Annotated in this window: 7 protein-coding genes and 1 CRISPR repeat array; of the genes, 1 reads left to right on the top strand and 6 read right to left on the bottom strand. The window is 48.0% G+C overall.

Annotated elements, in window-relative coordinates; all coding sequences use genetic code 11:
- The first annotated feature begins 369 nt into the window (after nucleotides 1-369).
- Nucleotides 370-1,470 (top strand): precorrin-8X methylmutase, encoded by a 1,101-nt coding sequence (locus tag QUA88_RS10575; protein WP_333054282.1) that lies wholly within the window; start codon nucleotides 370-372, stop codon nucleotides 1,468-1,470.
- 51 nt (nucleotides 1,471-1,521) lie between these two features.
- Nucleotides 1,522-4,988: direct repeats of the CRISPR family, unit length 37 nt; unit sequence GTTTCAATCCCTGATAGGGAGTTTGGTTAATTGCGGC.
- A 278-nt stretch (nucleotides 4,989-5,266) separates the two neighbouring features.
- Here the strand turns inward: QUA88_RS10575 and QUA88_RS10580 are convergent.
- The 6 genes from QUA88_RS10580 to QUA88_RS10605 all read right to left on the bottom strand — a co-directional run bounded on the left by QUA88_RS10580 (nucleotide 5,267) and on the right by QUA88_RS10605 (nucleotide 12,386).
- Nucleotides 5,267-7,384 (bottom strand): DNA-binding protein, encoded by a 2,118-nt coding sequence (locus QUA88_RS10580; protein WP_333054284.1) that lies wholly within the window; start codon nucleotides 7,382-7,384, stop codon nucleotides 5,267-5,269.
- A 371-nt stretch (nucleotides 7,385-7,755) separates the two neighbouring features.
- On the bottom strand, nucleotides 7,756-8,451 hold the full coding sequence (locus QUA88_RS10585; RefSeq protein WP_333054285.1) for a Uma2 family endonuclease: 696 nt from the start codon (nucleotides 8,449-8,451) through the stop codon (nucleotides 7,756-7,758).
- A gap of 33 nt (nucleotides 8,452-8,484) precedes the next feature.
- Nucleotides 8,485-9,492, bottom strand: a complete 1,008-nt coding sequence (locus QUA88_RS10590; RefSeq protein ID WP_333232936.1) for a ribonuclease III domain-containing protein — start codon at nucleotides 9,490-9,492, stop codon at nucleotides 8,485-8,487.
- A 350-nt stretch (nucleotides 9,493-9,842) separates the two neighbouring features.
- Nucleotides 9,843-10,535 (bottom strand): hypothetical protein, encoded by a 693-nt coding sequence (locus QUA88_RS10595; RefSeq protein ID WP_333232934.1) that lies wholly within the window; start codon nucleotides 10,533-10,535, stop codon nucleotides 9,843-9,845.
- Nucleotides 10,536-10,726: 191 nt separating this feature from the next.
- Entirely contained in the window at nucleotides 10,727-11,512 is a 786-nt protein-coding gene (locus QUA88_RS10600; protein ID WP_333054289.1) for a PP2C family serine/threonine-protein phosphatase, read from the bottom strand.
- A gap of 211 nt (nucleotides 11,513-11,723) precedes the next feature.
- Entirely contained in the window at nucleotides 11,724-12,386 is a 663-nt protein-coding gene (locus QUA88_RS10605; RefSeq protein WP_333054290.1) for a VWA domain-containing protein, read from the bottom strand.
- Nucleotides 12,387-12,540: the final 154 nt, after the last annotated feature.

Below are 12,540 nucleotides of genomic sequence, written 5' to 3' on the forward strand. Positions count from 1 at the left end.
ATTTAATGTTTTAGTCGGTTTTAACCGACTTCTGCTATGAGGCGGGGAATTCATTCCCCGGCGGACTCTGGGTGAATTCGAGAATCAAATATACAATCAAAATCCCAAAATCCCATGCAATAAGAATAGTTGAGTCCGACAGTCCGACAGGGAATGAATTCCCTGTCTCATAGCGCAAGTCCTCTGGAAGAGGACTGAAGATGGCTGAGAATTGAATTTAATGTTTTAGTCGGTTTTAACCGACTTCTGCTATGAGGCGGGGAATTCATTCCCCGGCGGACTCTGGGTGAATGCGTGGGAATTGATTCCCCAGCGGACTCTGGGTGAATTCGAGAATCAAATATACAATCCCAAAATTCCCAAAATCCCATGCAACAATACCTGACAATCAAACAACTTACAGAAGCGGTAAAAGGCACAATTACCCCTCGGATGGTGCGACACTATCACGCTTTGGGGCTGCTATCTCCGGCGGTACGATCGACTTCTAACTATAGATTGTATACCCGCAGCGATGTGCAAAGGCTGCAAAGAATAGTGGCACTCAAGCAGCAAGGCTTTCAACTGTCTCACATCCGCAAACTGTTAGAAACTGATGCGGATGCTTCGCCTGACGCGCTGATGGCGACTCTGCAACGGCAATATCTGTCGGTTATTCAGCAAATTGTTCGCCTCAGAGAAACGGCTTCGGCGCTGGAAGGATTGCTGGGACGGGATATTTCCTGTCAAGCGGTGCAAGCGGACGCATTGGCGCAATTAAGGCTGTTGCAGGCGGAAACTGAGGGGGGGTGGGATGAGTTGGAACAATTTTGGGAGGGTTGGGATGCGGGGGCGCACACTCACCCGGAGGATTTTGGGGAGTCGTTGCAGCTTTTGTTGCCGGATTTGGCCGATCGCTCGGAAATTGAGGTAGACTTGCTTTCTAAACTGGTGTTAGCTTGCGGAGATTGTTCGCTGCTGCCGTTTGTGAAGTTGAGCGAAACGGCGATTAAATCGGCGCGGGATGCTTTGAAAAATCAGTGTCAAATTGTGGCTGATGTGCCGCCTGTTTTTGCTGCTTTGGATCGGACAAGATTGGCGCATTTGGGAACAAGTATTGCAACTTTAATTGATGACCCGCACATCAATGCTGCGGCGGAAGCGGAACAGGAATTCTGGCAGCAGCGTGAGTGGTTTGATAAGTTGTTGAAACTGGAAAAAGGATGTATATTGGTGATAGGATATGCGCCGTCTGTGCTGATGGCGGTTTGCGAGGCGATCGAGTGTGGGCAATTGCAACCGGCTTTGGTAGTTGGAATGCCGATCGGTTTTAGTCATTCTCCGGTGGCGAAACGGCGGTTAGTGCGATCGGGCGTTGCTTATATTACGACTGTGGGAACTTTTGGCGGCGGATTGTTGGCGGCGGTTGCTTTGAATGCTTTGGTTGAGTCTTTGATTGAAAAGCCGAATTGTCACTGTCATCTTAAGTAAAGATGGGATTTAGGTTGGTTGTGACTTAATTTGTATTTTGCTCTTTCAGAGGTTTTAATCCCTGATAGGGAGTTTGGTTAATTGCGGCGTAACAATGGGACAGTTACTAGATGAAATTATAAGTTTCAATCCCTGATAGGGAGTTTGGTTAATTGCGGCCGGAAAATGGCGACGTGCAGGTATGGTTGCCGGAAGTTTCAATCCCTGATAGGGAGTTTGGTTAATTGCGGCCCAACCTCTGCACTCCCTCTTTCCCCCCCAATCCCCGTTTCAATCCCTGATAGGGAGTTTGGTTAATTGCGGCCCGAAACGCCCTTCGGGGCGTCTGCCGGGTGCTTGTGTTTCAATCCCTGATAGGGAGTTTGGTTAATTGCGGCACTAGAAAAAGTAGCCAATCCTCACGCCACTGAAGAAGTTTCAATCCCTGATAGGGAGTTTGGTTAATTGCGGCTTGAAAGTAGAGAGGGTGTACTCAATGCTTCTCTAGTTTCAATCCCTGATAGGGAGTTTGGTTAATTGCGGCAAAATTGCTTAGCTGCAAATTTCAACAAAGTTCATCCGTTTCAATCCCTGATAGGGAGTTTGGTTAATTGCGGCATCAGGATTGACGAAATCAGGAGAATCTAAAGTAGCAGTTTCAATCCCTGATAGGGAGTTTGGTTAATTGCGGCCTGGTACGGTTACAGAAGAATAGACGGCAAGTTATATAGTTTCAATCCCTGATAGGGAGTTTGGTTAATTGCGGCTTCAGTTGCCGTTTTATGTGGCGGTTTTGGTATTGTTTCAATCCCTGATAGGGAGTTTGGTTAATTGCGGCGGTAGGAAGCATAGTATCTGCGGGTCAAATCATTGCGTTTCAATCCCTGATAGGGAGTTTGGTTAATTGCGGCCCTTGGGTTTGCGTCCCGCGTGAATAGCGATCGGTTTCAATCCCTGATAGGGAGTTTGGTTAATTGCGGCTTTGCCATCTGGCGAGATGCCGAGTGGCACTTCGTTTCAATCCCTGATAGGGAGTTTGGTTAATTGCGGCAAGAGGCTGAGGCTGTCTTACTCGATTGCTTCAATTGCGTTTCAATCCCTGATAGGGAGTTTGGTTAATTGCGGCGCGATTCGCTGCCAAGCCCACTTTTCAAACGGGTTTCAATCCCTGATAGGGAGTTTGGTTAATTGCGGCTGCAATTCACGGCGATTTCAGGCAATTGGGTGAAGGTTTCAATCCCTGATAGGGAGTTTGGTTAATTGCGGCCAAACGAAGTCTCCTCTACGACAGGGAAATTTATTGTTTCAATCCCTGATAGGGAGTTTGGTTAATTGCGGCAGACGACAAGCCTTCTTCGATCTTAATAACGGTAGTTTCAATCCCTGATAGGGAGTTTGGTTAATTGCGGCTGGTCGCAGCCATCCAGTCGATCAACATTTCTAGCAGATCGAGTTTCAATCCCTGATAGGGAGTTTGGTTAATTGCGGCCCTACAATGCCATACTTCCCTAAGACAGGATATGTTTCAATCCCTGATAGGGAGTTTGGTTAATTGCGGCTTGGTGCCGGCCCGGTTTCAGCTAGGGGCGGGATTGTTTCAATCCCTGATAGGGAGTTTGGTTAATTGCGGCTGTAGACCATATACTTCATGCTTTTAAATTCTTAGGTTTCAATCCCTGATAGGGAGTTTGGTTAATTGCGGCTGTAGTCGGTTCCGCCGAAATCGTTAAGATTAATCTTGGTTTCAATCCCTGATAGGGAGTTTGGTTAATTGCGGCCCGTTTCTGCTATTATTTTACTTGCTAGTTACATCGGTTTCAATCCCTGATAGGGAGTTTGGTTAATTGCGGCGATATGAGTAAGTAGGGGTGGTCGTTAATCCAGTGTTTCAATCCCTGATAGGGAGTTTGGTTAATTGCGGCCAAGTTCCAGCAGTTGCTGCAGTCGAGCTTCATCGCCAGTTTCAATCCCTGATAGGGAGTTTGGTTAATTGCGGCAAAGTAATACTTAGTGTTAGGCAGCCATTTTTTGTTTCAATCCCTGATAGGGAGTTTGGTTAATTGCGGCGCTGGGCACAAATCTTTAGAAAGTGCGATCGAAGGTTTCAATCCCTGATAGGGAGTTTGGTTAATTGCGGCAAATGGTGCCGCAACTTGGTTTCCGTCTTCGGAAGGTTTCAATCCCTGATAGGGAGTTTGGTTAATTGCGGCTTAAAGATTATCGCTTGGGCTACGAGTGGATTATTGTTTCAATCCCTGATAGGGAGTTTGGTTAATTGCGGCACTATGACAACTAAGATTTTTTTCGATAATCCTTCGGTTTCAATCCCTGATAGGGAGTTTGGTTAATTGCGGCTGGCTATCTGTACCATGTAACCAAGCTAATAAATGTGGTTTCAATCCCTGATAGGGAGTTTGGTTAATTGCGGCCGTTATCGACAGTTTGGATCAAGCCGGTTTGACTGTTTCAATCCCTGATAGGGAGTTTGGTTAATTGCGGCCTTTGAAAATAGCCGCCAAGTCGGGAATGTCGAGGTGTTTCAATCCCTGATAGGGAGTTTGGTTAATTGCGGCGCGTCCGACAGTGCGAGTAAGTCTAAATCGGATGATGTTTCAATCCCTGATAGGGAGTTTGGTTAATTGCGGCCTGACCGAGCCTCCGCTAAATACATGAGGGACGCCTCCTTCCGAGTTTCAATCCCTGATAGGGAGTTTGGTTAATTGCGGCTTTCCCGGTTATTCGAGCAAGTTCAGCAATGCTTTCTGGTTTCAATCCCTGATAGGGAGTTTGGTTAATTGCGGCTCAAAGTAACATCGCTTTCAATTTCTGACTTGCTCAGTTTCAATCCCTGATAGGGAGTTTGGTTAATTGCGGCTTGATGGGAGCCACAGAGTGTATGGAATCTAAAGTTTCAATCCCTGATAGGGAGTTTGGTTAATTGCGGCCCGAAGTATATGTGAACGCATCAGCACTTATGTCAATGTTTCAATCCCTGATAGGGAGTTTGGTTAATTGCGGCTTATCGACTATCTGGCAATTTTCGAGCAAACGTTTCAATCCCTGATAGGGAGTTTGGTTAATTGCGGCCAAGTTGCCCTTGCGGTCGATCAAGAAGGGTGGCAGACGGTTGTTTCAATCCCTGATAGGGAGTTTGGTTAATTGCGGCCCGCCCGGATACTTCACCGGCCTCCACGATCTAGACGGTTTCAATCCCTGATAGGGAGTTTGGTTAATTGCGGCTTGCGGAAAGCTTCTATCCCTTTTTTCTGGATCAGGTCATCCAGTTTCAATCCCTGATAGGGAGTTTGGTTAATTGCGGCTCGTTCACTATTAGACCGCGCTCGTCGTAACCTTTGTTTCAATCCCTGATAGGGAGTTTGGTTAATTGCGGCGATTTCGATGTGCCTTTCGTGGCGCTGGCACAAATCAAGTTTCAATCCCTGATAGGGAGTTTGGTTAATTGCGGCTAGTAAGAGAGTTCTTGAGGTAGATCCAAAAGCGTGTTTCAATCCCTGATAGGGAGTTTGGTTAATTGCGGCCGCCCGTTCCAGAGGCTTTGCTGTATTTGGTTTTCAAGGTTCATTTGCGTCTGCATAAAACAAAAGTACCATTTCAGCCTTCGACTTGTCAATACCCAACTTTTCAGACAGCCCTCAAACCCTTGTCCCGCATAGATTTCAGCGATTGCGTCTACCATTTTATTGCTTGAAGGGCCTCTAACCCTTACAGCATCTACATTATAGCCCCCCAATTTAACACCTCGATTTTTACACCTACTCATAGACGCATTTTCCACCCAAAAACAGACATCAACCGATCACCACTTACCCAAAGCCCCCCAAACAGTACCCGAAACCACCCCCCAAATCGCCCCCAAACCAGCCCCCACGATCGCCCCCGCCACAGGCCCCAACTCCACCGGCACCCCAGCGCTAACAGCCGGAAACATCGCAGACACCCCCGCACCCAACACAGCACCCGCAAAAGTCCCCAAAAAACTACCCCAAATCGCCCCCAAACTCCCACCACTTACACCCGAAGGCTGAAACGAAATCGGCAACTTCGGCGCAAACCCGCAAAAACCCAACAAACCGCCAGAAACCACACCTCCAACAGAACCGACACCAGCCGCCACGATCGCCACACCCAGCAGCAAACGCGCAAACTCATCCACCGGCCGCATCTGGACACCGTACTGCTGCCAAACCACCAGCCCAGCCCCCAAAAAAACACCAGCCAGAGTCCCCACAAACGAGCCCCAGACCGCCCCCAAATACCCTCCCCGCCGGCCCCACACCCTCCCCACCGGCAGCGCCAGAGGAGGCTGAAAACTCGCCCAAACACAGCCCCAGACAGCACCAACCCCCGCCCCAGCCAAAATCCTCTCCCCGATCCCCGGAGTGCTATTAATCGCCCCAAACACCGCACCGCCGATCGCCGCCAACAAAAAAGCCCCCCAAGCCGCCCCCACCAAAACTCCCCCCCACTTCCGCCAAATTTGATTCGGCGACAAAGTAAAAACCCCCCACATCACCCCAAAAAAACAGCCCCAAATCGAACCAACAAAAATCGCCCCCAAAATAGCACTGCCGCCCTCAGCTATTGCCGAATAAATCCCCCCGATCGCCGCCAAACACAAACTACCCCAAACACCTCCCCAAGCAGCATCCTGAATAATGCGCTCAAACTTGCCCAGGGGAACCCGAGGCGCAGGAGTCCGACTCCGAGAAGACATCGGCATCGGTAGCAACGGCACTGCGTACTGGCCCATGGGGCGCGACAGGCCCGTGGCGGGCTGTTGCCGACGCACTGCGGGCTTGGGCACGACAGGCGGTGGTTGGGGCTTTTTACGCTTGGTTTTCGCGGGCTGCAAGTGCAATCCGTGGCTGATTGCTTGCCGCGAAGGAAACGGATCGCGCCCTTTCAGGAGTTTTGCCCGATCGCACCAAGGGCACCGACTGAGATGATTTCCGTATTTATGCTGACTGTTTTTGCTGCAAGTAACTAAAGCATCTTCCGCTTCCCGAATCGCATTCACCCAAGTTTTCGCATCCGGGCGCGCCGCAGGATTGCCGTGCCCTTCCTCAAAACAGCGGATAAACATCTGCCGCAGTCGGGGATGCAGCATCTCAAAAGGAGGCGCAGCGGGCATCGGGCGGTAGGGAATCCGTTTCGTACCTGTGGGGAAATGGCCCGATCGAATTCTCGCTTCCAAAGACGGCGGTTCATCGCTACCGAGATAAACTCCCGCAAACGGATGCGTACCTTCCATCAGCAATTGAAAAATTAATACCGCTAAACCGAACAAATCGTGCTCTGGAGATCGATCGATATCGCGGAAAGTCTGCCCCTGCAACTCCGGCGGCGTAAACTCCGGTTTCCCCACGGGACACCGATAAACGTAACCCGTATAAGGATCGCGGACTTGAAACGAATCCGTGTCCACCAGCGTTACCAGCGCCGTATCCGTCACGAGAATGTTCGACTCGTTTACATCGCCGATGACGTAACCCCTGACGTGGAGGGCATTTACAGCCGAAGCGAGATTTCTGGCGGTACGGTGGAGGTAAAGATAGCTAAATAGCGGTTTTTGTTCGCGCCTGGTTTTGGGTGTGTAGAAAGTGTGTACCGGCATCACTTTGTTGACGCGCGGCATCACAAAACCGACGATTTTTTCTCGCCCGCCGACAGTATGCAGCAAATCGATCGGCCAAGCAATGGAAGCGTGCCCGGGTTCCGCGATCGGCGCATCCGGCGGCATACTGAACATGACTGTGAGTTTGTCGCCGTCTTCGTCTGTCGGTTTGTGGTAGATTTTTGCTACAAGGGACGAGTCTTGGGCGATCGGGTAGATGCGACCTTCACCCCCACTGGCGATCGCGTTTTTGGTGTCGATCGCAATCAGTTGTCCGCTAAATTGGCGCTGCAACTGCATAGAATTCGCTTAGGGTATGGGGGCATCAATCGATTTTAGATTTGAGATTTTGGATTTTAGATTAAAGAAAGCTACCCCACTGATAAATCCGTAATTCTATTTTATTGTGGGGAGTAGGGGTTGGGCAGGAGAGCCCGCCCTGGAAAATTCAGCAACAGGCTACGAGGGACTGTTCCACGATAATTCTATTTTATTGTGGGTTGGGCAGGAGAGCCCGCCCTGGAAAACTCAGCAACAGGCTAGGAGGGCCTGTTCCACAATAGTTCAATTTTATTGTGGGGAGTAGGGGTTGGGCAGGAGAACCCGCCCTGGAAAATTCAGCAACAGGCTACGAGGGCCTGTTCCACAATAGTTCAATTTTGCAGTTGTGCTTACAATTGATTGGGATCGATGCCCATTTCTCGGAGTCTTGCTTCCAAAGCTTGCGATCGCGATCGTTCTTGTTCCAGCAGCATTTCTGCCTGTTCGGCCCGCGCCTCGGCTTGCTGGATCTGTCGATCGAGTTCCACAAAACTTCTAAACGGTTCTCCAGAGGGCCCGAACATTTCGAGTCCTGTTTCTGATAATTGAAACCGCACTCCCAGTCTCGGACTTACCCAACCATCAATTTGTTCGATCGGTTCTAATTTTCCCTCAGCCCGCAACCATCCTATCAGTTCCAATTTTTCGGGATCGTACAAATAGTATTCTTCCACACCATAGCGTTCGTAAAATTGAAATTTTTGCATCATCGGAGTCAGACGATTTCCCCGCGACCAAATTTCAAATGCGACTTGTGGCGCAATATCATTTTCATACCACTGTTGATAGGAACCTCGATATCCTTTGGGGATGCCAAAAACTGCCATTACATCTGGTGCTTGAGACAGTTTGTTATTGCCTTCCACCGGATACCAAAGCAAGTCACCTGCTACAAAAACATTTGGATCATCGGCAAACAGCAATTCTAAGTTTTCTTTAATCCAAACAATTAATCGAAACTGATCCGTATTGTTTGACATCGGTTCGCCGTTATCGTCGGGGTAGATGATATTTGATTTTTCGGGAGATTGCAGTTGTGTAACCATTGCTGTTTCCCCAATTTTTTTGACAATTTGATTTTATTTCAGTCGATCGCCTGTTTCCTCTTCCAGTTCGTCAACTGCGGTTTGGATAAAGTTATCCACCAACCAGTCGCGGGTACGCGAGAAATTGCTTCTCAACTCCAGGTACTGACTGCCTAGTTTTGCCTTAAAGTCTTTGGGGAAAATCTCTTTGGCCACTAACATATTTTTCCAGCGAGTTAGCTGGCTGGCGTTGCGTTCGGGAAAGCGGTTGTACAAATAGTCGATCGCGATCGCATCTAGAATATCCGCCCCCAGGATTTCCCGGCGTTTCACCTCGTTTTCTGGCCCTGTTTGTCGCCGCTGAGTTATCTCCCCATGCTGGCAAACATTTGGTTCAATCAAGTGCTGAATCAGCCAGTTTTCTGCACGAAAAAAATCGCGATCGAATTCTAAGTAAATCGCGCCAAACAAAGCTTCACAAGTCTCAGAAAAAACTCTATTGCGATCGCTTTCTTCTGTTTCTCTCCCATTCCATACGCGCCAACTGAGTTCGTTGAATTTCAGATTTTGTGCAAAATCCGCAAGTTTTTTGGGTTCTGCTAAACGAGCTTTTAAGGTTGAGATAGCATCGGGATCTAGTTCTGGATATTCGCGGTAGAGGTAATCGGTAACAATAGCACCGAAAATCGCTCCCCCTAGGAGTGACAGGCGTTGGTACTTAACCTCTTGCCAAGCGGGAGACTCCTCCGGGCGATCGGAGTAATAGCTGGTAGAGTAACGGCAATTTAAGGCAATTTCCAGCAGTTTTGTCTGCTGAAAGCTGGAAATGTCGATCGCTGCTTTGACTGCTTCAATATCTACCTTTTTATTTTTTATTAGCTCTAATTCTTCTTCACATTTTCCCCACTTTTCCAACCAATCACCGCCCGCATCTTCCACATACAAATCCACAAAATCTACCCCGTAATTCATCCATTCATCCTGCATTTTTCTGGCTGCTTCCAGTTCTTCCCAGACTTTTTGCAAGTTATTTTCAACGGTATGTGTACCTTGTAATGTCATAGTATTTGATTTTGATGTAATTAGATTTTATTTCCAACAATTTCACCGCAATTAAATCAAATCTCAATTCAATTTAGGCAGACTTGCTAGTTATTTCACCCGATTGATTGCTGCGGTAAATGTTCCCATTGCTTAGCCTTCGTATCAAGCACCTCTTGCCTGTGTCTGGCAAACCCCTCCCGGAGACAGAAAAGGGGAGGAAAAATCTTGCTCTGTTTTCCCTTTTCCAGAATCTGTCTGGGGACTAGGCTGTTGCCCTTCTCGAAAATTGTGCAATATGTGAGTTAGTCAAATTTTTTTTCACAGAGTTTGGAGCAGTCGAACTATTCTCAGCAGCAGATATGCTTGATTTACGGGAACTTGAGGTAACGACCTGCGGGCAAATTATCACTATTATATAATGCTATATTAACTAACTGATTCAGGAAATTTGCATCGTTTTTATCATAACTTAAAAATAATCCTCTGTCAATCCCCCAATCTTGAAGAGTTTGTTGCCAATTATGATATTTTTGTTCAGAGAATTCATCCGAAAGAGTTGTGACTTGAATGCAGAGGGGCTGCTGTTGGCGGCTACTAACGATCGAATCGGTTGCCATAGAAAGATCTGCAACATATCGATACAAAACAGTGCCTTGGCGATCGACTATTCGGGCTGCGATCGCACGAATCACGATATCATCACCCGGATCGAATTGGCCGGCCTTGAGTTTTTGTTTCCAGATGTAAAATTTGCGATCGTTTTCGCTCAGCCATTTAGGAAATAGATAGCTGTACCAATACCTTTCCCCCGGCGTCATTAACTCAAACGCGGCTTGCTGTTCTCTTTCCGAAGGTAGAGATTGAACTGCCAGCCAAACCTGAGAATCTCGGATAAGCTGCAGCAAAAAAGCCATCACAAATTTTTTAGCAGTTAGCGAACCGGGTTTAACATCTTTCAGCCAGCGATTGATTTCATCCAATCTTCTCGCCAAACTCGGATCTATTGGATCTGCGGCGCTAATTAGGGAGTTGAGCTTATCCTTAATCTCTTGTGCTTGCAAACGACGACCTACTGTACAGACTAAAGCAGAATTGTTGACACCTCGATTTTATTATAGAACCGCGCCAAATTTTCACCGCTGATGAGGTTGAACGCATTAGACTTGTTGCAAAATTCAGAATCGGAAATTTTTAACCGCAGATCGACGCCAATTCACCCAGATGGGTATTGGCTGTGGCAAAATGTTTATTTTTAATTGTCCTGTGCCTCCGAACTCGAAAAAGTTGCTAGCAATAATGTTAAGTCATCATCGGTGCGTTCGGAAACGCGGGGCGATCGCAAAAATGACTCTAACTGCTGTTTCGCATCTTCCTCTTCTTTCCACTCGCCAGAAAACCGAAACAAAGGCGCAAAAAACGGCTTGTGTGGCGTGCCTTCTGGGATTTTGAGAGCTAGCATTTGCAAGCCGTCGGAAAAAACGGCTAAGTGCCGCAGTTTTTCCCGGAGTACCTGAAATTGCGCTGTTTCGATCGCATTCGGCGAAATCAAAAAGATAGTTTCGTTGATGTATTCGCCGCAGGGGGGTACAGTCAGGGCGATCGCATTTCCTGCACTATCACCTGCTACCGCCGCACCGTCGCCGATTTGAGCAACGGCGATTAATTCCGGCGTAGCAACAACAGCAATTAAAGTGCAGGCTAAATCTCTCGCAGCCACTTCCCGCACTGCCGCTTCTGCTTCCACCTGCGCCCGCGCAACTTGCAGTGATGCTGTCAAGAATACCTGCCATTCATCGTCATTTTGAGGCAGCCTTTCCTGTTGCTGGCAAATCGTTTCGACAACCGCTTCCACAGCAATTTTTGCCCCAACTTCTGCGAGTGCTGCCGAGCCCGCACCGTCGGCAACCGCTGCCGCTAAAACACCGTTTGGCAAGAGACGCCAGCAGTGGGCATCTTGACAAGGCTGCGATCGTTTTTCGTGGCTCGTACCTATCACCGATGCCGCTACAACTTGCCAATTAAAGGATGAATTCTGCATTAATAACTCTTTAACTCAAAACTTCGTAAATTCACAACTATGCAAAGTCTGGACGGGTTTATTTATCCCTAATTAGGTAGGGCGATGCACACCACACTTTACTAATTTGGTAGGGCGATGTACACCACACATTACCGCTTGTCACATACTAATGACCAATGACCAATGACCAATGACCAATGACCAATGACCAATGACCAATGACTAATGACTAAACAGTTCCCCATCCGGGTGGGGGCAGTGCTACTTGTTCATCAATTTTTGAGTGAGAAACTCTCTGCATACTAGCCGACAGCCAGATGAACATCTCTCTAAAGTCTAATCCTCTCAATTTTACAGGCGTGCGCTCGACAATTTGCGCGAGACGAGGAATATTAGCACCTTCCACTCCGACTGCAAAAAATGCCACGCGCTTGTTAATTTCTTCCTCTTTAATCCGCTGTGCTGCTATTTCCACAACATCGTCGGATTCACCTTGAGGTTCGCCGTCAGTAATCATAAATACCCACGGGCGGTAGTAGGTAATGCCGTTGTTGCGGTATTCCGATTTGCGGGCCGCAATGGTATCTAATGCTAGCTGAATGCCGGCGCCCATGTGGGTTTGTCCTTGAGCTGTCAGCAGTGGCGTCTCGAACTGGTCGGCGGTAACGAAGTCTTGCACGATTTTGATTTGATTGTCAAATGAAATAATCGCGACTTCGACTCGCTTTTTAGCTAGTTCGTCTTTAATTAGGTCATTCCTAAAAATTTCCAGCCCCTCATTCAAGGCATCTATGGGTGCGCCTTGCATGGAGCCGGAGGTGTCCAGCAGGAGGACGCAGGGACAGCGCGGCTCTGGGTTTTCGGCAAATTCTACGGCTTCGTCTAGTCTCATGGTTCGGGGTTGACCTGGGAGTGGCTCGATTTCTAGGTTTGTTACTTTCTACCCTAGCAAGTAGGTGACATATTTAACTCAATCTGCCCGCTGGCGATCGCATTTTACCATTTACGTGAATCGATTTTTGATTTTTGATTGTATATTTTAGATT

Origin of the sequence: Microcoleus sp. D3_18_C2 (genome assembly GCF_036702395.1) — a bacterium.
Taxonomy (GTDB): domain Bacteria; phylum Cyanobacteriota; class Cyanobacteriia; order Cyanobacteriales; family Microcoleaceae; genus Microcoleus.

Coding starts and splice junctions, on each gene's coding strand:
- QUA88_RS10605 (WP_333054290.1), bottom strand. CDS start 12,386: ATGAGACTAGACGAAGCCGTAGAATTTGCCGAAAACCCAGAGCCGCGC.
- QUA88_RS10590 (WP_333232936.1), bottom strand. CDS start 9,492: ATGACATTACAAGGTACACATACCGTTGAAAATAACTTGCAAAAAGTC.
- QUA88_RS10575 (WP_333054282.1), top strand. CDS start 370: ATGCAACAATACCTGACAATCAAACAACTTACAGAAGCGGTAAAAGGC.
- QUA88_RS10600 (WP_333054289.1), bottom strand. CDS start 11,512: ATGCAGAATTCATCCTTTAATTGGCAAGTTGTAGCGGCATCGGTGATA.
- QUA88_RS10585 (WP_333054285.1), bottom strand. CDS start 8,451: ATGGTTACACAACTGCAATCTCCCGAAAAATCAAATATCATCTACCCC.
- QUA88_RS10580 (WP_333054284.1), bottom strand. CDS start 7,384: ATGCAGTTGCAGCGCCAATTTAGCGGACAACTGATTGCGATCGACACC.